The 23,488-nt window shown below is 68.6% G+C and carries 21 protein-coding genes; 11 read left to right on the top strand and 10 right to left on the bottom strand.

Features of this window, described 5'->3' with window-relative positions:
* Positions 1–154: 154 nt before the first annotated feature.
* The gene (locus NATPE_RS13260) at positions 155–334 is read left to right on the top strand and encodes a hypothetical protein (protein WP_015299128.1); all 180 of its coding nucleotides are present in this window, start codon (positions 155–157) and stop codon (positions 332–334) included.
* A gap of 61 nt (positions 335–395) precedes the next feature.
* Here the strand turns inward: NATPE_RS13260 and NATPE_RS13265 are convergent, their stop codons facing one another.
* The 3 genes from NATPE_RS13265 to NATPE_RS13275 all read right to left on the bottom strand — a co-directional run bounded on the left by NATPE_RS13265 (position 396) and on the right by NATPE_RS13275 (position 5,913).
* The gene (locus NATPE_RS13265) at positions 396–4,202 is read right to left on the bottom strand and encodes an Eco57I restriction-modification methylase domain-containing protein (protein WP_006181997.1); all 3,807 of its coding nucleotides are present in this window, start codon (positions 4,200–4,202) and stop codon (positions 396–398) included.
* Between the two features lie 155 nt (positions 4,203–4,357).
* Positions 4,358–5,356, bottom strand: coding sequence for an SDR family oxidoreductase (locus tag NATPE_RS13270; protein WP_006181998.1), 999 nt, complete (start codon positions 5,354–5,356; stop codon positions 4,358–4,360).
* A gap of 92 nt (positions 5,357–5,448) precedes the next feature.
* Positions 5,449–5,913, bottom strand: a complete 465-nt coding sequence (locus NATPE_RS13275; protein ID WP_006181999.1) for a hypothetical protein — start codon at positions 5,911–5,913, stop codon at positions 5,449–5,451.
* Positions 5,914–6,061: 148 nt separating this feature from the next.
* Between NATPE_RS13275 and leuS the strand changes: the two genes are divergently transcribed.
* The 7 genes from leuS (at position 6,062) to NATPE_RS13305 (ending at position 12,233) form a co-directional block, all read left to right on the top strand.
* Positions 6,062–8,749: a leucine--tRNA ligase gene (leuS, locus tag NATPE_RS13280; protein ID WP_015299130.1), complete on the top strand. Its 2,688-nt coding sequence runs from the start codon at positions 6,062–6,064 to the stop codon at positions 8,747–8,749.
* Between the two features lie 108 nt (positions 8,750–8,857).
* Complete coding sequence (locus NATPE_RS13285) at positions 8,858–9,151, top strand: HalOD1 output domain-containing protein (RefSeq protein ID WP_006182001.1); 294 nt, start codon at positions 8,858–8,860, stop codon at positions 9,149–9,151.
* A gap of 35 nt (positions 9,152–9,186) precedes the next feature.
* Entirely contained in the window at positions 9,187–9,321 is a 135-nt protein-coding gene (locus tag NATPE_RS23305) for a hypothetical protein (protein ID WP_275040172.1), read from the top strand.
* 128 nt (positions 9,322–9,449) lie between these two features.
* Complete coding sequence (locus tag NATPE_RS13290; protein ID WP_006182002.1) at positions 9,450–10,055, top strand: DUF420 domain-containing protein; 606 nt, start codon at positions 9,450–9,452, stop codon at positions 10,053–10,055.
* Positions 10,056–10,122: 67 nt separating this feature from the next.
* Entirely contained in the window at positions 10,123–11,022 is a 900-nt protein-coding gene (locus tag NATPE_RS13295) for a thiamine-phosphate synthase family protein (RefSeq protein WP_006182003.1), read from the top strand.
* Between the two features lie 14 nt (positions 11,023–11,036).
* Positions 11,037–11,762, top strand: coding sequence for a class I SAM-dependent methyltransferase (locus tag NATPE_RS13300; RefSeq protein ID WP_006182004.1), 726 nt, complete (start codon positions 11,037–11,039; stop codon positions 11,760–11,762).
* Positions 11,763–11,852: 90 nt separating this feature from the next.
* Positions 11,853–12,233, top strand: a complete 381-nt coding sequence (locus tag NATPE_RS13305; RefSeq protein WP_006182005.1) for a hypothetical protein — start codon at positions 11,853–11,855, stop codon at positions 12,231–12,233.
* Between the two features lie 12 nt (positions 12,234–12,245).
* On the opposite strand, the gene NATPE_RS13310 is transcribed toward NATPE_RS13305, so the two are convergent.
* The 6 genes from NATPE_RS13310 to NATPE_RS13335 form a co-directional block, all read right to left on the bottom strand.
* Positions 12,246–13,655 carry an arylsulfotransferase family protein gene (locus NATPE_RS13310; RefSeq protein WP_006182006.1) on the bottom strand — a complete coding sequence of 470 codons (1,410 nt, stop codon included), beginning with the start codon at positions 13,653–13,655 and terminating at the stop codon, positions 12,246–12,248.
* A gap of 228 nt (positions 13,656–13,883) precedes the next feature.
* Positions 13,884–14,294, bottom strand: coding sequence for an acyl-CoA thioesterase (locus NATPE_RS13315; protein ID WP_006182007.1), 411 nt, complete (start codon positions 14,292–14,294; stop codon positions 13,884–13,886).
* Positions 14,295–14,376: 82 nt separating this feature from the next.
* On the bottom strand, positions 14,377–15,141 hold the full coding sequence (locus tag NATPE_RS13320) for a DUF7001 family protein (protein WP_006182008.1): 765 nt from the start codon (positions 15,139–15,141) through the stop codon (positions 14,377–14,379).
* Positions 15,142–15,153: 12 nt separating this feature from the next.
* The gene (locus tag NATPE_RS13325; protein WP_006182009.1) at positions 15,154–16,083 is read right to left on the bottom strand and encodes a sulfide-dependent adenosine diphosphate thiazole synthase; all 930 of its coding nucleotides are present in this window, start codon (positions 16,081–16,083) and stop codon (positions 15,154–15,156) included.
* Between the two features lie 178 nt (positions 16,084–16,261).
* Positions 16,262–17,749, bottom strand: a complete 1,488-nt coding sequence (locus NATPE_RS13330; RefSeq protein ID WP_006182010.1) for an MATE family efflux transporter — start codon at positions 17,747–17,749, stop codon at positions 16,262–16,264.
* 252 nt (positions 17,750–18,001) lie between these two features.
* On the bottom strand, positions 18,002–18,241 hold the full coding sequence (locus NATPE_RS13335) for a hypothetical protein (RefSeq protein ID WP_006182011.1): 240 nt from the start codon (positions 18,239–18,241) through the stop codon (positions 18,002–18,004).
* 294 nt (positions 18,242–18,535) lie between these two features.
* Between NATPE_RS13335 and NATPE_RS13340 the strand changes: the two genes are divergently transcribed.
* Positions 18,536–21,067 carry a DNA topoisomerase I gene (locus tag NATPE_RS13340; protein ID WP_006182012.1) on the top strand — a complete coding sequence of 844 codons (2,532 nt, stop codon included), beginning with the start codon at positions 18,536–18,538 and terminating at the stop codon, positions 21,065–21,067.
* 99 nt (positions 21,068–21,166) lie between these two features.
* Here the strand turns inward: NATPE_RS13340 and NATPE_RS13345 are convergent, their stop codons facing one another.
* A complete protein-coding gene (locus tag NATPE_RS13345) occupies positions 21,167–21,787 on the bottom strand; it encodes a TlpA family protein disulfide reductase (RefSeq protein ID WP_006182013.1) in 621 nt (206 codons plus the stop codon).
* Positions 21,788–21,964: 177 nt separating this feature from the next.
* On the opposite strand from NATPE_RS13345, the gene NATPE_RS13350 reads away from it, so the two are divergent.
* Together NATPE_RS13350 and NATPE_RS13355 are read left to right on the top strand one after the other, a co-directional pair.
* Positions 21,965–22,588: a class I SAM-dependent methyltransferase gene (locus NATPE_RS13350; protein WP_006182014.1), complete on the top strand. Its 624-nt coding sequence runs from the start codon at positions 21,965–21,967 to the stop codon at positions 22,586–22,588.
* Positions 22,589–22,698: 110 nt separating this feature from the next.
* The gene (locus tag NATPE_RS13355; RefSeq protein WP_006182015.1) at positions 22,699–23,379 is read left to right on the top strand and encodes a LysE family translocator; all 681 of its coding nucleotides are present in this window, start codon (positions 22,699–22,701) and stop codon (positions 23,377–23,379) included.
* The last annotated feature ends 109 nt before the right edge of the window (positions 23,380–23,488 follow it).

The following is a 23,488-nucleotide window of genomic DNA, read 5'->3' on the forward strand; positions in this document are numbered from 1 at the left end:
GGCGGCCCCACTCAAAATACGAGACGGGAGGTTTGGAGAACGGGCCCCTCGTGACAGCGGTTGACTGCGGATTACCGCGGACCGCCACCATCTACGTCGGCTAACTGCGGACCTGACGCGCTCTTATATCCGAATTCGGCCGGTCGACCGGCGCATGGCGATGAATTTCGATCCGGCTACGCAGGCCCTGACTGACAGCGACGTGTGGACGGACGAGAACCACCGGCACGAGCGACGCAGCGCCCTCGATCGAGGGGAAGACACCACGGATCGAAGCGCCGACGAAGTGAAGCGTGAGAACCACGCTGACGAGCGCTCGTCGCGGTGCCAGTAGCGGGCAGTCGCTCGAGAGTTTTTGAACAACGAAACCGTCTACGGGCCGTCGCCAACCGCGCTCACTCGTCCCCGAACTCGCGTCGGACGGTCTCGCGCTCCGTCTCCGAAAGGTCGTACAACGCACTGACTCGCTCGTCGATCCGGCGGTCGAGCGCCTCGAGTCGTGTGTCCAACGCCGCTACACGCTCCCGAGCCTCACGATAGGCCGCGAGTCCGTCGGCGACGTCCTCGAGTCGGGGTAGGGCCAGCGACTCGAGTCGATCGAGCGGGGAGATCGTCTTCGTCGCGTCGCGTCTGCAACTCGCGGCCCCGTCGCCTGCCGAGACCGCGTGGGGGACGAACGCCGCGAGCAGCGCTGCCCGGTCGTCGTCGGGATCGGTGATCTCGAGAGCGGGGATGGGATCGGTTTCGGCGTACCCCCAGCGGTCGGTGTCGACGGCAGCGTCGTCGGGCTTGTACCGGACGGTCGCCGAGAGTCGGAACGTCGTGCCGTCGTCGACGGTGACGGAGCCGAGTTTCAGGGTCGGCCGATCGGTCGTCGTCGCCACGAGGGGCGTCGTCGCTACGCCGTCAGCTCGACGGACGATGGGGAGGTCGCCGACCGACGGACCAGTTCGGTAGTCGCCGAGGTAGTCGGGAAGCGCCAGCGAGAGGGTGGCTCGCTCGGCGGTCAGCGAGCGCCGTTCGTCGACGGCTGCGACGAGTTCCGGATCGGGAGCGTCGGCCATCGGAACGGGCAACGACTCGACGGTGGACTGGTTGAGCTGGGGGAAGACGGCGCGATAGGCGGCGTGTTTGTAGTGGTGATAGAAGGCGAGTACCGACGAGTTCAGGACGCCGAGCAGGTGTTTCAGCGCGGCCGCCGATCCCGACTCGAGCCGGACGTTGTATACCGACTTGATCGTCGCGAGGTCGTCGGCGTCGTAGGCGGCGACGAGGGCGTCGCCGGTCTGTCGGAGGAGGAGTTTCGGGCTCTCGTACTGTCGCTCGGCTTTCGCCAGGTCGGCCGGATCGACGTATCGGAGTTCGTCCGTGTCGAGTCCGTACCGGCGGATCGCCGCGCCGGGCGCGATCGGACGGCGGTTTGCCCCCGGGCTGTCGGCGAGGGAATCGGCGCGCTTGCCGATCTCTTCGCCGCGGGAGATGTCGATAAACGAACCCAGAGCCGGCCGTTCCTCGAGCGTCGACAGCACGCGTCGCGTCTCGGCGTCCAGATAGATGCGAAACCGGGCGGCGTCCTGCGACTCGAAGACCGAGCCGGGGATCGATTTGTAGGACAGCGCGTCGAGGTCACCTACGTCGGTCGTATCGGCACAGTCGACCATGGCATCGCCGTCGCTGGAGGTGTCGCCGCCGCTGACGACGATCGCCGCGCCCGTTTCGACGCCGTCGAACGCCGCGCCGACGCGGACGATCGTCGACGGCGGGGCGTTCGCCAGAAGGAATTCCCTGAGTGGCGCGTTGCCCTCGCGGGTGAGGATCGAGTCAGGGACGACGAACCCGACGCGCCCGTCCGTCGACAGGCGGACCGCCCGTTCGTAGCAGGCGACGTAGAGGTCGAACTGGTTCTCGGTCGTGACGAACGCGTCCGCGAGGTACGAGCGGAGCGTGGGCTCGAGCGACGCGCTGATGTCGGCCCGGCCCGCGGTCGCGACCCAGGGCGGGTTGCCGACGACCGCGTCGAAGCCGGGGTCGTCGAGCGGGCGGCCAGCCGGGTCGGAGAACCGTTCGGGGAACGCCAGCCCCCAGTGGAGGAAGCCGTTGGCCGCAGCCGCCTGCTGTGCGGCGGTGAACCACTCGGTCCGTGAAAGACGATCCCACGCTTCGTCTCCGTCACCGTCGAGCGCGGCCAGCAGCCGATCGACCGCGTCGTCCGGGACACACTCGAGGCCGAACGCGCGGGCGGTCCGAACGTTCGCGATCGTCTCGAGTCGCCGGCGGTGGGGATCGCGATCGATCGGTTCCCCCCGTCCCGGGGTCGCCGTTCCGAGCGGGTCGCGGTCGCTGCCGACCAGTGCGTTCCCGGCCCGGAGATGACCCTCGAGGGCCACGGGCGGCCGGTCGGCGGTCAGCGTCCGGAGCCGGAGCGACGCGGTCGCCAGTTCCACCGCGAGGGGACGGCGATCGACGCCGTAGACGCAGTGCTGGGCGACCCGTCGGCGGGCCCAGTCGGCGTCGCGCTCGGAGGCGAGGGACTCGAGTCCCCGCTCGCGGGCCTGTCGTTCCTGTGCGGCGACGAGGGCTCGGGTGAGCGCGTCGACGACCGCGGTCAGGAAGTGGCCGCTGCCCATCGCGGGGTCGAGGACGGCGAGATCGAACACGCGGTCGGCGACCCGTTCCGCGAACGGCGCGTCCGCCTCGGGGTCGTGATCTGCGAGGTCGGCGCGGATCTCCGACAGGAGCGGCCCGACGGTTCGATCGACGACGTACTCGACCATGGACGGCGGCGTGTAGTACGAGCCCGAGGTCTTCCGGTGGCTCCCGTCGGCGGCGAGATACGGCTCCCCCCGGTCGACGGCGACGGGGCCCCCGTCGGCCGGGACGTACTCGCCGTCAATCAGCGCGAGTGGTTCGTCGGCGATCTCGAGGCGCGCCTCGAGCAGCCGTTCGTAGACGCGTCCGAGGTCGCGGACGTCGAGCGACGCGGGGACGAACGCGAGCCGCCCGTTCCCGTCCCGTCGGGCGAGCAGGTCGAGCGCGTGCGACAGGCTGTCGTCGCGGACACCGTGTGCGGCGAGAAAGCACAATGCGGGGCTCGAGCGCTCGTCCGCGGAGCGGGAGCTAGAGACGCCGGCCAGTCGCTCGAGTCGATCCTCGAGGCACGTCCAGGCGTCGTCCCCGCCGATATCGTCGGATGCGTCGGACTGCACTGACGCGTCGGGACCGAGCGCGATCGAGCGCATGCACGACCGCAGGCCGCCGCCGTCAAACCGGTCGTTCGCGCTCGAGTCCGTCCGTTCGCGTTCGACCACGACCCCGATCAGCAGCCGATAGACGGCGGTGAGGGAGGCCTCGAAGAGCAGTTCGCGGTCGCTCTCGTCGAGGGCGTCCCGATCGAGGTCGGTAGCGGGCGACGCGAGTAAGCCGTCGGCGACGACGGCGACGGCCTCGGCGACGTTCGATCGGAGGTTGTCCCGGAGTGTCTGCGCGTGGCCGGCCGACCGTTCGGCTGCGCGATCGAGGACGCAGTCGCCCTCGGCGTTCGGGCGAAAGGCAGCGCCGCGAAAGAAGTAGTAGACGTACCTGAACGCTTCGTGATCGTCGGCCTCGAGGATCGCGGGAAGGTCGACTTCGTAGTACGAATCCAGCCGGCCGCTGGTCGAGGCGTCGTAGAGCCGCCATCGCCGGCCGTTCGTCAGGACACCCCAGCGAACGTCGTTCTCCTGCACGGCGACGTGGAGCCTGTGACTGGGGTTCTCGGCGGGTCGATCGTCTCCGGCGGCCCCGCGCCCGTCGAGGTCTCGGCCCCACGACCTGACGTCGGCGATCGCGACGGCCGCGTCCGGGACCTCGCTCGCGGCCGCGTCCAAATCGGCACGATCTGGACGGTCGGTTCGCGCCGTGCGCTCGGCCCCGTCGTCGCCCGCCAGAATCGCGTAATCCGGCCGACTTCGCGGTGGCCCGGTCGACTCGATCGGGACGACCGACAGTCCAAGAGTCCGGAACGCCGGACGAACGAATCGCTCCTCGATGGCGTCGGTCGCCGCCGAGTCACGGACCCGCTCCCAACAGCGGCGCAGGTCGTCGAACGTCTCGCGGCAGTCGGCGTCGTCGATCGTATCCCACTCGTCGGTCTCCGGGAGCCGCCGCTCGAGGAAGGCGCTCGAGAACGGGCCGTGAACGGCGCGAACGTGTGGCGACTGCATGGCTGTGTGGACAGCTCGCGGGCCGGGCGGGCCGGCGGGACGCGAGGAGCCGATAGCGATCGGGCGGCTCCGGTGCTGTGTCCCTTCCCACGTCAGGCCCGCGACACATAGGTTTTCCTCAGTCTCCGACGACTCGAGACGATGACCCGGCCGCGTCATCGATCACCGCGCGGATACCGATCCGGCGCGGCGTCGGGCGTCCGTCGCTCGAGCAGGTCCAGCACGGGTTCGCTCGCGGCGAGGCGGATCCCGAGTCGAGTGAGTCGGTCCCGGATCGTCGCGGGAACGAGAGTGCCGTACAGCGAGCCCAGCAGCGGGACCGGCCCGACGCGGTAGTGCGTGTCGGGAGTTCGAGCGGTCGCGGCCTCCCGGACCGTCTCGGCAACCCGCTCGGGTTCGTTGACGAACGGCCCGCCGCCCTCGACGGCTCGGAGCCGCTCGAGGATCCGATAGAGGTCGGTGTTCCCGTCCGATCCGACGACGGTCACGTTCCTGCGCGCCGCGGTCGTGGGGTCGTGATCGGGGGTCGCCCCGTCGGCGTCGGGTCGCGGCGACTCCGCGCTCGCGGCCGCGTCCTCGACGGCCGCCAGCGCGCGGTCGTAGAACGGCGTCGCGACGATCCCCGGCTGGACGACGACGACCGCGATCTCGGTCTCCGACAACTCCTGTCGAAGCGCGTCGCTGAGACTCGCCAGCGCCCACTTCGAGGCCGTGTAACCCCCGATACCAGCAAGCGCGAGCCGGTCCGCGGCGCTGGTCACGTTCACGATCCGGCCGCGACCCCGTTCGCGCATCCCCGGCAATACCGCACGAATCAACCGGTGTGGCCCGAAACAGTGAACCGCGAACTGGCGCTCGAGCAGGCGGGTCGGCACGTCCTCGACGGGCCCGAACTGCCCGTAGCCCGCGTTGTTGACCAGACAGTCGACGCCGCCGGCCTCCTCGCGGATCCGCGAGACGACGCGGCCGGGCGCCTCGGGCTCGGTGAGATCGAGCGCCGCGATGTCGGCCCCGCGGTCGGCCAGCCGCTCGAGGCCCGGCCGGTCACGATCGCGAGCGGTCGCGTAGACGCGCCACCCCTCGTCCAGCAGGGCGCGGGCGGTTTCGTAGCCGATCCCGGACGAACAGCCGGTCACGAGTGCGGTCGATGGCATGCGAGCGCCTACGACGGCCCGACAGAAGGGGTTCCGCGTCGGCCGATCGAACGGACCGTCACGGGAACCGACAGGTCCGGGCGTAGCTGGCGTTACCGGCCCGACGGACCGGCGCCGTCGGGCGGACCGCGATCACCGCCGGGTGGTCCGGCCCCGTCCGGTGGGCCACGCTCGGTGCCGTCGGGCGGTCCCCGACCGTCGCCGGCCGGCTGCCCGCGGTCGTCCTCCGGTGATCCGCGGTCGTCGTCAGTCGGCGCTTCGGGGTCGCCCTCGGCCGCTCGATCCCGATCCGCCATGCCGGGCTCGTCCCCCTCGGCGGTCGTGTCGACGCGCTCGAGTGGCCCATCGGACCGGTCGCCGGCCGCCGTCTCGTTCGCATCGGTCGCGTTCTCGCCGGCCGCCGATGACTCGTCGATCGAACCCCCGCCGCCCGGGGGACTCGCCGGTTGCAGGCTCGGAGCCAAGGCGACAGCAACCACGGCGACCGCGAGCAGGACCGCGGTGACGGTCCCGAGCAGCGCTGCCGTCGACGGCGAATCGTCTCGAGACTGGGGCATTCGGCTCGCCAATAGGCGCGCTTCCCGCTTTGTTACGCGCGGCCAACAGCCGGGACGGCGTCGCCCGCCGTCTCTGCCGTCCGCTCGAGCGCGTCCGAACAATGATATGGGCGGCCCGCACAGTGACAGCCAACGGATCTCGCCGACTATGACGAGTCATTACGATCACGCGCAGGTGCAGGAGTTCTGGCAGTACGTCTGGGAACGCGACGACGTCTACGAACTCGACGACGACGCCGTCGACCCGACGTACGTCCTTGGGATGTTTCCCTACACGTCGGGGACGCTTCACATGGGACACGTCCGTAACTACGCGATCACGGACGCCTACGCCCGCTATCGGCGAATGCGCGGCGACGACGTCCTCCACCCGATGGGGTGGGACGCGTTCGGCCTCCCCGCGGAGAACGCTGCCTTCGAGCGCAAGACCGACCCCCGCTCGTGGACCGAGGCCTGCATCCGGCGCATGCGCGAGGAACTCGAGACGATGGGCTTTGGCTACGACTGGTCGCGCGAGATCACCACCTGCGAGCCGGACTATTACCGGTGGAACCAGTGGCTGTTCGAACGCTTCTACGAGGAGGACCTCGTCGAGTACGAGGCGGCGGCGGTCAACTGGTGTCCGGACTGCGAAACGGTGCTGGCCGACGCGCAGGTCAGTGAGGACGATGGCGAGCGGGTCTGCTGGCGCTGTGAGACGCCCGTCGGGCGGCGGGAACTCGACCAGTGGTTCTTCACGATCACCGACTACGCCGAGGAACTCCACGAAGGACTCGACGACCTCGAGGGCTGGCCCGAGGGGGTCCGCGAGATACAGCGAAACTGGATCGGCCGACAGGAGGGAACAAGGATCACGTTCGACGTGTCCCACGATGGGGGCAGCGACGACGACCGCGGTGACGGTAGTGACGCCGGCACCGTCGACGTGTTCAGCACCCGCCCCGAAACGATCCACGGCGCGACCTACCTCGCGGTCTCGCCCGGCCACGACCTCGCCCGGGAGCTGGCCGAGACCGACGACGCCGTCGCCGAGTACGTCGACACCGCCCGCACCCGTGACCCCGACGAGGTCGGCTTCGACGGTGTCGAGACCGACGCGACCGCCGTCCACCCCCTGACCGGCGACGAACTGCCGGTCTACGTCGCCGGCTACGTCCTCGAGGACGTCGGGACCGGGGCCGTGATGGGCGTCCCCGCACACAACGAGCGCGACCACGCCTTCGCCGACGAACACGACCTGCCGATCGAGCGCGTGATCCGACCCGCAGACGACGCCGACGTCGAAACGGCGGCCTACACCGGCGAGGGCGTTCTCGAGGAAAGCGGCGAGTACGACGGCGTGGCGAGCGAGCGTGCCCGCGAGCGGATCGTGGCGGAAAACGACGCCCTCGAGGCCGACGTCACCTACCGGCTGCGCGATTGGTTGATCTCCCGGCAGCGCTACTGGGGGACGCCGATCCCGATCGTTCACTGCGACGACTGCGGCCCCGTCACGGTGCCCGAGGACGAACTTCCCGTCGAACTCCCCGAGTTCGTCCGGACGACCGGAAACCCGTTAGACGCCGCTGAGGAGTGGAAAGAGACGACGTGCCCGGACTGCGGCGCGTCGGCCGAGCGCGAGACCGACACGATGGACACCTTCGTCGACTCCTCGTGGTACTACCTGCGATTCCTCTCGCCCGACCTCGCGGACGCACCCTTCGACGTCGACCGTGCCGACGACTGGCTGCCCGTCGACGTCTACGTCGGCGGCGACGAACACGCCGTCTTGCACCTGCTCTACACCCGCTTTTTCACGAAGGCGCTTGCCGATCTCGGACTGCTCGAGGAACGGGAACCGATTCGGGAACTCAAGAGTCAGGGGACGGTCCTGTACGACGGCGAAAAGATGTCCAGTTCGAAAGGCAACGTCGTCGTCCCCGAGGAGTACGGCGCGGAGACGACCCGGCTGTTCGTCCTCTCGGCGGCCCACCCCGAACAGGACTTCGAGTGGACCGCCAACAACGTCCGCGGGGCCTACGACCTCCAGCAGACCCTCTACGGGATGGCCGCGGACTTCGTCGACGAGGGCGACACCCGAATTGAGCGCCGCGACCACGACGACTACGTGGCCCGGGAGATCGACCGAACCATCGCGGCGGCGACCGAGGAGTACGAACGATTCCGATTCCATCGGGCCGCCACCGAGATCCGGGAACTCGCCCGACTGCTCCGGCGCTACCGCGAGTACGACCGTCCCAACGGCGCGGTCCACCGACGCGGTCTGCTGACCCTGGCCGCGCTGATCGCGCCGATGGCCCCCCACCTCGGCGAGGAGTGTTGGAACAAGCTCCGCGGCGAGAGACTGGTCGTCGAGGCCGACTGGCCCGAACCCGACGGCGACGTCGGGGCCTACCAGCGAGAACGCCAACTCGTCGACCGCACCCTCGAGGACGTCCGGGACATCGTCGACGTCGCCGACATCGACGAGCCCGACCGGATCGAACTGGTCGTCGCCGCCGACTGGAAGTACCGGGCGGCCGAACTGGTCGCCGACGCCGCCGGCGGCGACGGGATCGATGTCGACGGGATCGTCGACCGACTCTTCGATCACGGCGCGCTCGAGATTGCTGCCGACCGCGAGCGAGTCGCCGCATTTGTCGGTCGACTCACCGGCCGCGACGGCGGGGACGGCGAGGACATGCTGCCGGCCGACCGCGAACTGGCCGTCCTCGAGCGTGCCGACTGGCTCGTCACCGACGAGTTCGGCGCGACCGTCGCCGTCCGACAGGCCGACGCCGCCGACGACCTCGCGGCCAAGGCCCGGCCGGGCAAACCCGCGATCCGCATCGAGTGATCGGGGGCAGCGGCGGCGGTCGGCCGCTCGGTGGTCGGCCGCAGTGAGTGGGCGGCCCGGCGGTCGAGAGGTAGTTTTATTCTACCGGCATGGAAAGCCCCGAACACGATGGTGGAGGGTGGCGATACCGTTGGCGAACCGTCGAACCGGCCGCCGAGTCAGGCGGTGATCGAAGCCGTCGCCGAGGCCGAAGGCGTCACACCGGAGGGACTCGCCCCGCCGGCGTACGAACCGCTACACGCCGTCGTCGATCCGACGGCGCTCGACGGGCTCTTCGCTGCCCGGTCGGACGGCACGGACCGACCGAGCGGCACCGTCTCGTTTCGGTTCTGTGGCTACGACGTGACCGTCGATCGGGACGGTCGGGTCGCGCTCGAGGAGCCGACTGAGCCGGCCGACTGAACGGCCCGTCGGACCCTGATCGGCGTCTCGGAACAGTGGCTTTCTCCGCGCTCCCGACACCGGCCTCCGGCCGCTCGAGTGGCGGGGCCGGTGACACCGAGCGCTCCCGCTTCGAACTGCGACCGCTGGTCCGCGAGCGGCGCAACCGGCTGCCGTTCGAGCGTGACTGAAACCGTGCGATGGCGGACGAGGAGACGGGCGAGAGACGGCTCGGCCGACTCGAGCGAACGACGTTGCGTTTCGGACGCGGTCTGCTGGAACAGCAAGGGTGAAAGGGTGGTACTCCTAACGTCCGGCAATGGCAACCGCTGACGCGAGACGGCGACTCCGGGAGCGGCCGAAGGGTGCGACGATCCTCCTGACCATCGTCGGCTACGCGCTGGTACTTGGCACCTTCCTGCTGGACGTGCCGATCTACCCCGACCTGACGAACGCACAGGTCAACCTGCTCTCGCATCTCATCGCGGGTATCAACACCACCGCGACGATCGTCCTGACGCTCGGCTGGTACTGGATCCGCAACGGCGAGGTCGAGAAACACCGGCTGGCGATGGTCTCGGGATTTGTCCTGATCCTGGGCTTTCTGGTCGTCTACCTGCTGAAGGTCGGCGGCGGCGGGACCAAGGAGTTCGTCGGCCCCGATCCGGTCTACTACGCCTACCTGGTCATGCTCGCGATCCACATCATCCTCTCGATCGTGTCCGTCCCCGTGGTCCTCTACGCCCTGATTCTCGGGCTGACCCACACGCCCGCGGAACTGCGCCGAACGGCTCACGCCCGGGTCGGGCGGATCGCCGCCGCCGCGTGGATCCTGAGTCTGTTCCTCGGGGTCGTCACCTACGTCCTGCTCAATCACGTCTTCGACTACGAGTTCGCGGCGATGCTGGTCCCAGTACTGTTCTGACCGACCGGACCACCGTCCCGCAGGACCCACAAGTTATCCCCGCGCCGGTCATAGCCTCGAGCAACGAATGCAATTCGTCGAAGAAATCGTCGTGGACGAGTTTCTGCCCACCGTCCGCTCGCTGCTTGCCGGCGATCTCCGCGATCGCGGACTCACCCAGAGCGAGGTGGCCGCGGTCCTCGGCATCAGCCAGAGTGCCGTCTCGAAGTACGCCCACGGCGACGTGACCGTCAACGACCGCATCGCAGACGACGACCGCGTCCAGTCCCTCGTCGACGAACTCGGCAGCGGGCTGGCCGGCGGCGAAACCTCGCCGGTCCAGGCCCTGATCGAACTCGAGGTCCTGATCCGCGAACTGGAGAGCGGCGGCGACCTCCTCGCACAGCTCCACGAGGAGGCCGTCCCGGAACTAGCAGACCACGGCTCGAGCTTTCGGGTCCACGACCCCGAGAGCGACCTGCGCTCGAGCGAGCGAGTCCTCTCCTCGCTGCGCCGGGGGCTGCGGGTCCTCGAGACCACGAGCGGCTTTACGGGGCTGATCCCTGCGGTCGGCTCGAACCTCGTCGCCTGTACGCCCGACGCCGAAGGGGTCGACGACGTGGCCGGCGTCCCGGGCCGGATCTTCGACGTGAAGGGGCGGGCGACCGTCCCCGCCGACCCCGAGTTCGGCGTCTCCGAACACGTCGCGCGCGTGCTGCTCGCCGCCCGCCGCCACGGGGCCGCCGTCGCGGCCGGGATCAACGTCACGTACGATCCGGATCTGATCGATGAGTTGGCTCAGCGGGGCCACGTCGCCGCCGAGTTCGACGAGTCGGGCGACGTCGCCTCGAGCGTCGGCGCGGCGATCGAGGAGGAACCCGAAGCGACCGTCCTCTACCAGACCGGCGGGATGGGGATCGAGCCGCTGATCTACGTCCTCGGATCGGACGCGGAGTCGGTCGCGGACACGATCCGATCGCTGGTCTGAGCCGACGCCGCACGATGTCCGAATCCGCACAGGAGTTCTACGGCCGCTGGGCCCGGTGCTACGACCTGATCGCGCGCGAGACGCCGGGGATCGCCCGTCTCCGACGACGAGCGGCCGCTGCCTGCCGCCTCGAGCCCGGCGACACCGTCGTCGAGATGGGCTGTGGCACCGGTGCGAACCTCCCGTATCTGCGCGAACAGGTGGGCCCCGAGGGGACCGTGATCGGGATCGATTTCACCCGGCCGGTCCTCGAGCGGGCGCGAGCCGCGACCGCCGAGTACGACAACGTCCACGTCCTACAGGGGGACGCGACGGAACCCCCGGTCGGGCTCGAGGCGGCGCGGTCGTTCGCGAACGGCGATGATAGTGTGGACGGAGAGGACGTCGCGGCCGGTGGCGTCGACGCCGTCCTCGCCACGTTCGTCGTCGGTATGCTCGCAGACCCGGCAGGCGCGGTCGACGACTGGTGTGAGCTGGTCGGCTCCGGGGGGCACGTCGTCCTCGCGAACGCCGCCCGGAGCGACGAGTGGTACGCGCCGCCGGTCAACGCCGTCTTCCGGGCGATCGTCGTCCTCTCGACGCCGCCGACGACGCGACTGCGCTACGACGACCCGCCCCATCTGCGACTCGACGCGAAGATCGACGCCGCCCACGCCCGGCTCCGGGAACGGGCTGTCGCCGTCGCGGACGAAACCCACCTGTTCGGCGTCGTTCGGCTGACCGGGGGTCGGCTCGAGTAGGCTAGCCGTCGGCACGGGGAGAGCGGGGCCGTCATAGTAGCTGTCCACGTACAGGGCAACCGATAGAGGCACCCCCGAGGAGTGTCGGACATGGCGACCGTTGCGAACGTCCTCTCGTCGATCTTCAGCACGATCCCGGAGCTACACTCCGGGCAGCTGGGGCTGCTCTCGGGGGTTCTCGTCGGGATCCTCTACTGGCACGGCCATCACCGGTCGTCGCTGGCCGCCCTCTCGGGGTTCTACCTGCTGGCGATCGGCGTCGTGCCCGCATCGACGCGGGGGCTCGCGGTAGTCCAGTCCAAGCCGTGGTACTTCTGCTCGCTGCTGCTTGCCACCGCACTCTGTGCGATCATCGGCCGCGTCCTCTGGATGCGGCTGCCGCTCCGGCACGGCGTCTCGCGCTCGAGCAGCGTCGAGAGCCGGAGCGAAGTCGCGCCCTCGGGTCGAGCAGACGGCGACGGCCGCCGCTGATAGCCGCGACGGTCACTCGCGGTCGCGAGTGACGGGGGATCTGAATCCGATACCGGCGTCGCGGAGTCGCCACCGGGCCTCGAGGACGGCCCAGCACAACCCCGTCAGGACGCCGCCGGCGATGGCGACGGCCTCGGTCTTGCCGACCCAGACCGGGGCGACGAAGAGCAACGCGTTGGTGACCCGGTGTGGGAGGACCGACTCGACGAGACCGCCGAGGAACTCGAGCGGTCCGAGTCCCGACCCACCGCCGGCACCCTCGGCGACCGTCCGCGACTCGAGCCCGAGCGACCGGGCGCTGTGTCCGCCGGCGCTCTCGGCGCCCGTCTCGAGGCGTTCGGCGTCGTAGGCCAGCGTCGAGTCGACCTGCCAGACGATCGCGCCGCTCTCGTTGACTTCCAGCACGCGGTTGCCGTGCGTATCGGTGATCAGCGTGTTGCCGTTGGGCAGTCGGTCGGCGTCGCGAGGCCACTGGACCTGGTCGTCTTCCCACTGCCAGGTCCGGGTCCACTCGCCGTCCTCGCGCTGGAACTCCTGGACGCGGCCGTTTTCCGAGTCCGCGACGACGATCGCGGGGCCGCCCCGACGCTCGGGAATGTAGTCTGGATTGTGCTGCTCGTGGAGGATATCGTACTCGTTCTCGCTGCCCAGCGTCCAGTCCTCGAGCAAACCCTCGTCGCGATCGAGAAAGACGACCTGATCCTGATTGCGGACGCTAACCATGATCCGGCCCGCCATCCGACCGTCCTCAACGTACTCGACGTCGTTGATGTGGGTCCAATCATTGGGGAAAGAGTGGCCGCTCTCGAGATCGAACGCGCTCTGGGCGTCCCAGAGCCACTCGACGATCTCCGTCTCGGTGTCGACGACGAAGACCTGATCCGCGATGATGTCGGCCACGACGACGTGGTCCTCGTCGATGCGATCGGCGTCGTGCCACTCGCCGGCGTTCTCCGCGTGGTCGTAGCGTTCGTAGACGACCTCGACCTCGCCGGTGGTGAGGTTCGCCCGCTCGATGACGTTGCGGGCACACGGCGGGTCGCCACAGGTCGGTCCCGCCGTGTGGATCGTGTCGGTCGCGGTGTACTCGACCGTCAGGGGCTGTCCCTCGACGGGGTCGACGTCGAAGTACTTCGTTCGCGAGTTGTTGTAATAGACGACCTCGCCGTCGGGCGCGTAGGCGGTGATCGTCCCCGCCCGCCCCGACTCGGTGACGACCGTGTGATTCTCCGTCGGTGGGGCCTCTGGGACGGCGTCGGCGGACCCTGTCGAGAGGCTCTCGGATGCCGCGCTGGCGACGACGACTGCCGAGGCGAGGAGCAACACGGCGAAGAGCGCACGGAGCCGGGTCCGCGTGATTCCCACTCGAACGCGGGCGATACCCGACCGGACCCGACCGCGCGACTGTGATCCGTCACCCACGGTTCGGTCCCCCTCGAGCCGGACGCGGCTCGTCCGTAGCGGTTCCGTCGCAGTCCCGTCTGGCGTAACGGTGATCGGCGAGTCGCGTCATCGAACCCGTATCGACTCGGCCACACCCGAACGGAAAACCGTGACCGTGCGATTGCAGCCCCTGAGAGTTCCGGTCGCCGGACCGCTTCGTTCGGACCGACGCCCGCGGCGGACGCGAGCGCGACGCAGATTCGCCGATTACGCCGCGGCCTCGAGCCCTTCGTACGCCCGAATGCGGTCGGCGATCCCGTCCGGGATGGGGCTCGGCCGCTCCGTCTCGGGATCGACGTGAACGATAGTCGTCTCGGCGGTCGCCGCGATATCGCCGTCGACCCGAATCTCATAGTGCATCGTACAGCTCGTCTCGCCCAGGTGCGAGACCCACAGCGCGACCGTCGGCTCGTCGCCCATTCTGATCGGCCGCTCGTAGGAGATCTCGAGGTTCGCGATGACGAAGGAGATGTCCTCGGAGCGCAGTTCGGCGACGTCCCCGAGGTAGTCGGTCCGGGCCGCCTCGAGGTAGCTGGCGTAGACGGCGTGATTGACGTGATTCAACGGGTCGAGATCGCGATAGCGAACGGGAACGTCGACGGTAAACTCCGCACTCATTGTACGTTGTCGAAGCGGACTGGATCAAAAATACGTACCGGTTACGGCTCCGTCCGCGAGACGGCGACGCGGACGGTCGATCTCACGGCCCGTACAGTCGCGCGTGGTCGTCACAGAACGCCGGCTCGCGAAGGTGGGCCGCGAGCAGGTCCGCCTGATAGTGGGCGTTGAACAGGCGACAGCCCTCGCGGTCGCAAAACGCCTCGCCGGTCTCGAGGTAGTGATGCCCCTGTAACACCGTCCCTTTCAGCACGTCGGTGGTCCGGGGATCGTCCGCGATCAGGAACTCGCCGTCGACCTGATTCTCGAGGACCTCCCGGGGCGGCGTATCGCCCGAGAGCAGTGCGTGACGTTGCTTTTCTTTGTAGTAGGACTCGGGCTTTGCGGGAGCCTCGTAGAGCCCGGGCACCGAGACCAGCGCCGGCTGCCCGAGGACGGTCACGCGCTTGTGCCAGCGGCCGTCGTGGTCGCCCCAGGTGCCGATCGCCCGGTCGAGAACCGGGACGTGCAGCGTCTCGAGGCCGCGCTCGGCCGCGGGCAGTGCGGCGTTGAGCGCGCGCTGGACCTGCACGCCGTCGTAGAGGACCCCGCCCTCACGTTCGGGGTTCTCGAGGGCGCGTTCCTCGTAGCGGATCGTCCCCAGCATCGTGTTGCCCGTCTCGCGCTCGTAGGGCGAGGGGACCCGCGCCTCGGCGAACCGCTCCGCGAGGTCGTCCGTGCGGTGGACGTCGAGGAACCGGTCCCGGACGGCCACGTCGGCGTCGACCCGCGCGGCCAGCCAGTCGGCGACCGCGTCGACGTCTGCGACGGTCGACGGCGCTCGATAGCAGATGATACGCTCGACCATGTGGGGCCGCGATCAGTCGTCCGCGGGCGTCGCACGCGAGGTCAGTTCGACGGGGTCGGCGTCGACCCCGAGTTCGTCGAGCGCTTCCTGGGCGGCCCGTTTCCCGGAGACGAGCATGGCACCGAAGGTCGGGCCCATCCGCGGGAGGCCGTAGGTCGTCGCGGTGGCCATTCCGGTGGCGATGAGGCCGTCGTGGACGAGGCCGGTGTGTTCGACGACGGCGTCCTCGGACTTGCCGACCCACATCGAGTCGTGGCCCGGCGAGTCGTGACCCGGCGCGCCGTAGGAGTCGTCGCCGGTCTGGTCCATGCCGGTCGCCGACGCCTCGGCGTCGCCGATGCCCGGCGCATCAAGGACGCCCCGTTCGTCGAGTTTCTTGACTGCCATCGCGTCGTGGCCGGTCGCGTCGATGACGAGGTCGGCCTCGACGGCGATCGGGTCGACGCAGGTGATCTCGCGGGGCAGGGCATGCACCGGCGTCCAGTTCATCACGATGCCGCCGACGCGGTGGTCCTCGCGGATGACGATGTCCGTGAACTCGGTCATGTTTTGCATCTTCGCGCCGGCGTCGCAGGCGGCCTTGATGAGGCCCGAACAGGCCTCGGGACCGTTCGCGACGTAGAGCCCTTCGCTGTCCTGAGACTCCTTGAAGTCGACGTCGAGATCCGCGAGGATCTCCTGTGCGGGGTCCCGTACCGTGACCTTGTTCATCAGGAAGCCACCGAGCCAGAAGCCGCCCCCGAGGTAGTTGTTCTTCTCGACGACCATCGTCTGGACGCCGCGCTCGGAGAGTTCCTTCGCCGCGGTCAGCCCCGAGGGGCCGCCGCCGACGATGATAACGTCCGAGTCCGAGAAGTCCATGAACTCCTCGGTCCACTCCTGTCCGATCGCGCGGGTGACATCGGCTTCACCGACCTGACTGAACTGCTCGAATTCGCTCATACAACTAGGTGGTATGACCTAGTAGTAAAAAGTCTATCGCAGCCGATGCCCGAACGTGATCGGCGGTCGTGAGCGGCCCGCGGACGGCTCCGTCCGTGTAAGAGGGCATCAACACGGTCGAACGCGGCTCCGGTCCTCGAGTCGCGTCAGAAGCGGGTGCGAACCGAGACGGTCCGTCTCAGTCGTCGACGAACCCGGCGTCGTCCTCGTCGCCGGTCGGCCGTCCATCCGGCGGCCGACTTCGCTCGGGACGGTCGTCGATGACGCCCTCGGTCCAGGTCCCACGACGGAACCAGACTACGGCCGCAACGAATGACCCGGCCATCCCGGCGACCATCGCCCACCAGATCCCTTCGGGACCCCAGCCTAGCCCGGCGATCTCGAGGCCGGTTCCGGGGATCGGTACGGACCAGACGAACGCGAGGACGACCACCAGCGGGAACCGGAGGACCCACCGCGAGAGGATCGAGAGGACCATCGCCTTGCGGGTGTCTCCGGCCCCGCGGAACGCACCCTGAATGACCATGACTCCGGCGTAGGGGGCCCAGAAGAGGGCGGTGATCCGCAGGAAGACCACGCCCTCGGCGATCACGGCGGCATCGGCGACGAAGGCCCCCATCGCGGTCGCCGGAAACACAAACAGCACGGCCGCGACGGCGAAGATACAGACCGTCGTCGCGGCGGTGGCCGTCCGCGTGACCGCGACGGCCCGATCGGGAGACTCCGCACCGAGGTTCTGTCCGACGCCGGTCGCGGTCGCCTGCCCGACGGCCCCGGCCACGGCCCACGTCACCGACATGAGTCGAACGCCGATCCCGAACGCCGCCGTGGGCGCGGCCCCGAACCGGGCGACGAACCCGGCCAACGCGACCGCCGCGAAACTCCGGGCCCAGCCATCGAGCGTGGCCGGATACCCGACGTCGATTAGCCGTTTCAGGAGGGCAACGTCGGGGGAAAGATCGCCGAGTCGGAGCCGAACGCCGAACCGACCGTCCAGCAGGACGGCGATCCCGGCGGCAGTGGCGAGCCCGCGCGAGACGAAGGTCGCGATGGCCGCGCCTCGCGTCCCCATCGCCGGGAACGGCCCCCAGCCGAGGACCAAGAACGGATCGAAGACGACGTTGAGACCGGCCGAGACGAAGACGAGCCACATCGCCGTCTTCGTGTCGCCCGCCCCCTGCAGCGAGGCCCGAAAGGCAAAGAAGAGGAACGTAAACGGCAGTGCCAGGAAGATCACCTCGATATACGCGAGCGCCTCGACGAACACCGGCCCGCGAGCGCCGATCAACTCGAGCAGCGGCCGCCGGGTGGCGAACCCGAGACCGGCGAGGACGGCCGAGACGGCGAGCGTGAGCAGGATCGTCTGGGCGACGACGCGATCGGCGATTCGTTCGTCGCCCGCACCGACGTACTGGGAAACCAGCGCGATGGTCGCGGCGGTGATCCCCATCGCGGTCGAGACGAACAGCCACGAGAGGGGAAACATCAGCGAGACGGCGGCGACGGCGTCGCTGCTCACGCGGCCGACCCAGAACATATCGGCGAGGTTGTAGACGGTCTGGAGGAGGTTCCCCAGGACCAGCGGCCACGCGAGTCGGAGGAGGTTCGGGGAAATCGCCCCCGTCGTCATGTCGACGCGCTTTCGCTCGGGGTCCGTCGCTGCCACGAGATCTCGTGTGTGAATCTCAGCCAGGTATCGTAAAAAGGATTGGCCCACGGGAGCCGTTGCCGGTTCCGGTGCCGGCGGCGCTCGGCCGCTTCTGGCGATGATTCCGAACCGCTCGCGGATCACAGACCCAGTCGATCGGTTAGTTCGGCCGTTCTACAGTAGCCGCTGAAACGATTCACACACTGATCGCAACGCCGTCGTTCGATCAGGTGTGCAATGACTGTCAGCGGCTACTATATCGAGACGTCGTCAGCCTACTCTGCCTCCGCCGGGTCGCCGCGATAGGGTGTCGACCCCCGGCAACCGGCTGACGACGCGCCGCCGACGGGCACCGGTCGAGAGCGCCACCGGAACGGCGACGAGCAGAACCACGGTAAGGGCGAGTCCGATCGAGACGAGGCCGACGAAGGAGGCGACGAAGACGAACGCGACGAGTGCGCCGCCGATCAGGCGCCACGCGAGATCGAATCCACCGAGAGTTTGTTTCATTGCAGTATTCTCCGCGTGAGTTCACGCGATCTCCTCTATGACTCGAGCGAATATAAGGTGGCTGGTAACATACCACATGATGTTCGCTCGAGCGAGCCGTCCCCGCTGCCGGTGCGCCGCGCAGTTATTTTCGTACTCCCCACGCGCCTGCGCGACGCCCGACCGCACGCACACCCGCGCTGTCTCCCGGTTTTCGGCGAAAGCGTTATCAGATCTTCAGTCGTACCGAGCGACGATGACCGACACTCGTCCGCGACGACCCCGACCGGACGGCCGAGCCGGAGGTGAGCCGCGGTGGAGCTGATAATCACCGAGAAGGACAACGCGGCCCGCCGGATCGCCGACATCCTCTCCGGTGGGACCTACGACTCGAGCCGGGAGAACGGCGTCAACGTCTACGAGTGGGGCGGCAAGCGCTGCGTGGGGCTGTCGGGCCACGTCGTCGGCGTCGACTTCCCGTCGGAGTACTCGGACTGGCGCGACGTCGAGCCCGTCGAGCTGATCGATGCCGACGTCGAGAAGACGGCGACGAAGGAGAACATCGTCGCGACGCTGCGGCTGTTGACCCGTCGCGCGGAGCGCGTGACGATCGCGACCGACTACGACCGCGAGGGCGAACTGATCGGCAAGGAGGCCTACGATATCGTCCGGGAGGTTGACGAGGACGTTCCCATTCGTCGGGTGCGGTTCTCCTCGATCACCGAAAACGAGGTCCAGAACGCGTTCGACGAGCCCGACGACCTCGACTTCGATCTGGCGGCCGCCGGCGAGGCCCGCCAGATCATCGACCTGATCTGGGGGGCCGCGCTCACGCGCTTTCTCTCCCTGTCGGCGGGCCAATTGGGCGACGACTTCATCTCCGTCGGCCGGGTCCAGTCGCCGACGCTGAAACTGATCGTCGACCGCGAGCGCGAGATCGAGGCGTTCGATCCCGAGGACTACTGGGAACTCTTCGCGGACTTACGAAAGAGCGAGGCGCAACGCGCCTCGGAGACGTCGAGCGGTGAGGAACCGCGAGACGACGACACGAGCTTCGAGTCCCAGTACTTCTACCGCGACGAGGACGGCAACGAGGCCGAGCGCGTCTGGGAGGAGGAAACTGCGGACGAGGTCTACGAGACGCTCGCCGATCGCGAGAGCGCGACCGTCGTCGACGTCAACCGCCGGACCCGAACCGACACGCCCCCGGAGCCGTTCAACACCACCCAGTTCATCCGGGCGGCCGGTGCCATCGGCTACTCGGCCAAGCGCGCGATGTCGATCGCCGAGGACCTCTACACTGCCGGCTACATCACGTACCCGCGGACCGACAACACCGTCTACCCCGACGACCTCGACCCCGAGGAACTGTTAGACGAGTTCACCGGGCACTCGACGCTGGGCGACTCGGCCGAGTCGCTGCTCGAGGCCGACGAGATCACCCCGACGGAGGGCGACGAGGAGACGACCGACCACCCCCCCATCCATCCGACGGGCGAGATCCCGAGCCGCGGCGACGTCTCCGACGACGAGTGGGAGATCTTCGAACTCGTCGTCCGGCGGTTCTACGCGACCGTCGCCGACGCCGCCGAGTGGGAACACCTCAAGGTCGTCGCCGACGTCGACGACTACCGGCTCAAGGCCAACGGCAAGCGGCTGGTCGAGCCCGGCTACCACGACGTCTATCCGTACTTCTCGACGACGGAGAACTTCGTCCCCGACGTCGACGAGGGCGAGGAACTGGCGCTCTCCGACGTCGAACTCGAGGCCAAACAGACCCAGCCGCCCCGGAGATACGGCCAGTCCCGGCTCATTGAGACCATGGAGGGAATGGGGATCGGGACAAAAAGCACGAGACACAATACTCTGGAAAAATTATATGACCGCGGCTATATCGAGAGCGATCCGCCGCGCCCGACCAAGCTCGCGATGGCCGTCGTCGACGCCGCCGAGAACTACGCCGACCGCGTCGTCAGCGAGGAGATGACCGCCCAACTCGAGGCCGACATGGACGCCATCGCCAACGGCGAGGCGACGCTCGACGACGTGACCGACGAGTCCCGGGAAATGCTCGAGGAGATCTTCGAGAACCTCGCCGAGTCGCGCGAGGAGATCGGCGACCACCTCCGGAAGTCGCTGAAAGACGACAAGCGACTCGGCCCCTGTCCGGAGTGTGGCGAAGACCTGCTCGTCCGCCGGAGCCGCCACGGCTCGTACTTCATCGGCTGTGACGGCTATCCCGACTGCGAGAACACCCTGCCGCTGCCCTCGACGGGCAAGCCGCTGATCCTCGAGGACGAGTGCGAGGACCACGGGCTCAACGAGGTCAAGATGCTCGCGGGCCGGCAGACGTTCGTTCACGGCTGTCCGCTCTGTAAGGCCGAGGACGCCGGCGAAGGGCCGGTGCTGGGTGAGTGTCCCGACTGCGGTGCGGAACACGGGGGGGAGCTGGCGATCAAAACCCTCCAGAACGGCTCCCGGCTCGTCGGCTGTACCCGCTATCCGGACTGCGAGTACTCGTTGCCGCTGCCCCGCCGCGGCGAGATCGAGGTCACCGACGAGTACTGCGACGACCACGACCTGCCAGAACTCGTCGTCCACAGCGGCGACGACCCTTGGGAGTTGGGCTGTCCGATCTGTAATTACCAGGAGTTCCAGGCCCGCGAGAGCGACTCCGGCTCCGACCTCGAGTCGCTGGACGGCGTCGGCGCCAAGACCGTCGAGAAACTCGCCGACGCAGGGATCGAGGACCTCGAGGATCTAACTGAGGCCGATCCCGACGCCGTTGCGGACGACGTCGAGGGAGTCAGTGCGGATCGCATCCGGAGCTGGCAGGCGAAGGCCTGACCGACCGTTCACGGCTGGCCGTCTAGGCGATGTCGAACGTCGTCCACGCCCTCGAGCGGCGGGCGTGAGAACAGTCACGGTCGACCTGACAGGGGCCGATCAGGCCGTCGCGGATTCGTTCGTTTCGGCCCCGGCGTCGTCGCGCTCCTCGAACGATTCGAACGCGTCCTCGACCGCCCGAACGATGTCGTCGCTGGAGCCGACGCCAAGTTTCTCCCACCGTTTCTCACCCGTGTGGTCGATGACGGTCGTGACCGGGTAGCCGACGATGCCGTAGTTCGCCGCCAGCGACGACGTCGTATCGCGGCCGACGGCCCAGTTTCCGTCGTGAGTTCGCCACCAGGACCGGAGTTCGTCGTCCGGCATCGAGTCCGCCGACTGGTAGGTAACGGAGAGGACCGTGAGATCATCCCCGTAGTCGTCGACGAGTCGCGACCGAGCCTCGGCGAGGCGCGGCATCTGGGACTGACACATGCCACAGCCCGTGACGAAGAACTCGGCGACCGTGATCCCGTCGTTTGGAACCGTCACGGTCCCGCCGTCGCTGCCGCGAGCGTCGATCGTCTCGACTTCGATCGGCCATTCCGAGCCGTCGTCGCCGTCCGAGTCGGCGGCCGGTTCGTCGGTCCCGAACGACGGGAGGCCAGCGAGGACAACGCCGGTTCCGCCCGCGAGGACGCCAATACTGCCGACGCCCGCGAGCAGTTCGCGCCGTCTCATCGCCGACTCACCTCCGCGGCGCGGACGTGCGAGCCGGTGGTGGGGATCGACGGTCGGGTTCGATGGGCCGTCATACGTCCCAGTACGTACGCGAGACTGAAAGAAGACACTGGTCCGAACGTCGAACCTGCCGGCGAGAGGACACGAACTAAGGGACCCGCAGTCGTCGGAACGGTCGTGAACGACGACCGCGAGCGCTGGAACGAGCGCTACGAGAAGCGAGACCGCGAACCCCGCGACGATCCGGTGGGAGTCCTCGAGCGCCGGATCGAGACGCTTCCCGACGGTCGCGCGCTGGATGTGGCGACCGGCAGTGGGCGAAACGCGCTCTTTCTGGCCGAGCGCGGCTACGACGTCGACGCAGTCGACGTCTCCGACGCGGCCATCGAGACGGCACGCGAGCGGGCCGACGAGCGCGGTCTCGATGTCGACTGGACCCGGGCCGACCTAGCCGAGTTCGATCCGGAACCGGGCCGATACGACCTGATCGTCGTGAGCTACTTCGCCGCCCTCGAGTACCTCCCGGATCTCAAGGAGGCGCTCGCGCCCGGCGGCGTCCTCGTCTCCGAACACCACCTCCGCTCGAGCGACCCGGTCGCGGGCCCCTCGACCGACCGCTATCGGTACCGCTCGAACGACCTGCTGCGGGCGTGTCTCGACCTGACGATCCTCTCGTATACCGAGTGGCGGCGGCCGACCGACGACGGCGACCCGGTCGCGGTCGCGACGCTCGTCGCGAGACGCTCGAGCGGCGGCAGGCAGTCCTATCCGCGGCTGTCGGACGCGGCGCTCGAGCCGTAATACTCTGGAACTGATCCGTGCGGTCCCGACAGTCCCACTGACGATCGGTCCCCGCCACGGGCGGTTCGTCGTGTTTTTCACGCCGCGGCTCCCACCCGAACCCGATAGCCGTGATCGAACTCGTCGTGACGGGACTGGCCGGCGTGGTCTTCGGGCTCGCGCTCGCGGCCCCGCCGGGACCGATGAACGCGATCATCGCCGAGGAGAGCGTCGTCCGCGGCTGGCCCGCCGGCTTCCGGGCCGGGCTCGGTGCCATGCTGGCCGACGCGGTCTTTTTCGGCCTCACGCTCGCAGGGTTCGTCGCCGTGATCGACCGCGTGTCGATCGTCCGACCCGCGCTCTATCTCGCCGGCGGCGTCCTCATGCTGTACTTCGCGGTCGGTGCGATCCGGGACGCCCGGACCGCGAGTTCGTTTACCGACGCCGACCGGGGCGTCTCGAGGGGGTTCCACAAGACGTTCGTCCTCTCGCTGACCAACCCCTACCAGATCGGCTTCTGGCTCACCGTCGGCGTCGGCCTGCTCGAACCCGGGACGCTCGACGTGCTGGCGTACGTGCCGGCCGTCGGGGAGCTGCTCGAGGGGGCCCTCGTCGTCCGGACCGGCTCACCCGCGCTCTTGCTCGGCTTTTTCGGCGGGATCGGTTGCTGGATCGTGGGCTACCCGGCGGCACTGGTCGGGGCCGGACGACGCGTCGACACGTTTGCCCCCCTCGTCGCGGCGGGCAGCGCCGTCGTCCTCGCGGGGTTCGGACTCGCCTTCCTGGGATTGGGAACGGTACAGTTCGTCTGAGTCGCGGACGCGACGAGAAACGGCTCGCAGATGGCGGGGGCTGCGATAGACGGCGATCGAGGGGGCACGTACTATTACCGACAGTCTCGCGACTATGTCTGCAAGAACC

The sequence above is a fragment of the Natrinema pellirubrum DSM 15624 genome, from assembly GCF_000230735.2.
Taxonomy (GTDB): domain Archaea; phylum Halobacteriota; class Halobacteria; order Halobacteriales; family Natrialbaceae; genus Natrinema; species Natrinema pellirubrum.

What these genes read in the sequence shown, in the direction of transcription:
- NATPE_RS13260 (WP_015299128.1), top strand. Translation starts at nt 155, where the DNA reads ATGGCGATGAATTTCGATCCGGCTACGCAGGCCCTGACTGACAGCGAC.
- NATPE_RS13265 (WP_006181997.1), bottom strand. Translation starts at nt 4,202, where the DNA reads ATGCAGTCGCCACACGTTCGCGCCGTTCACGGCCCGTTCTCGAGCGCC.
- NATPE_RS13270 (WP_006181998.1), bottom strand. Translation starts at nt 5,356, where the DNA reads ATGCCATCGACCGCACTCGTGACCGGCTGTTCGTCCGGGATCGGCTAC.
- NATPE_RS13275 (WP_006181999.1), bottom strand. Translation starts at nt 5,913, where the DNA reads ATGCCCCAGTCTCGAGACGATTCGCCGTCGACGGCAGCGCTGCTCGGG.
- leuS (WP_015299130.1), top strand. Translation starts at nt 6,062, where the DNA reads ATGACGAGTCATTACGATCACGCGCAGGTGCAGGAGTTCTGGCAGTAC.
- NATPE_RS13285 (WP_006182001.1), top strand. Translation starts at nt 8,858, where the DNA reads ATGGTGGAGGGTGGCGATACCGTTGGCGAACCGTCGAACCGGCCGCCG.
- NATPE_RS13290 (WP_006182002.1), top strand. Translation starts at nt 9,450, where the DNA reads ATGGCAACCGCTGACGCGAGACGGCGACTCCGGGAGCGGCCGAAGGGT.
- NATPE_RS13295 (WP_006182003.1), top strand. Translation starts at nt 10,123, where the DNA reads ATGCAATTCGTCGAAGAAATCGTCGTGGACGAGTTTCTGCCCACCGTC.
- NATPE_RS13300 (WP_006182004.1), top strand. Translation starts at nt 11,037, where the DNA reads ATGTCCGAATCCGCACAGGAGTTCTACGGCCGCTGGGCCCGGTGCTAC.
- NATPE_RS13305 (WP_006182005.1), top strand. Translation starts at nt 11,853, where the DNA reads ATGGCGACCGTTGCGAACGTCCTCTCGTCGATCTTCAGCACGATCCCG.
- NATPE_RS13315 (WP_006182007.1), bottom strand. Translation starts at nt 14,294, where the DNA reads ATGAGTGCGGAGTTTACCGTCGACGTTCCCGTTCGCTATCGCGATCTC.
- NATPE_RS13320 (WP_006182008.1), bottom strand. Translation starts at nt 15,141, where the DNA reads ATGGTCGAGCGTATCATCTGCTATCGAGCGCCGTCGACCGTCGCAGAC.
- NATPE_RS13325 (WP_006182009.1), bottom strand. Translation starts at nt 16,083, where the DNA reads ATGAGCGAATTCGAGCAGTTCAGTCAGGTCGGTGAAGCCGATGTCACC.
- NATPE_RS13335 (WP_006182011.1), bottom strand. Translation starts at nt 18,241, where the DNA reads ATGAAACAAACTCTCGGTGGATTCGATCTCGCGTGGCGCCTGATCGGC.
- NATPE_RS13345 (WP_006182013.1), bottom strand. Translation starts at nt 21,787, where the DNA reads ATGAGACGGCGCGAACTGCTCGCGGGCGTCGGCAGTATTGGCGTCCTC.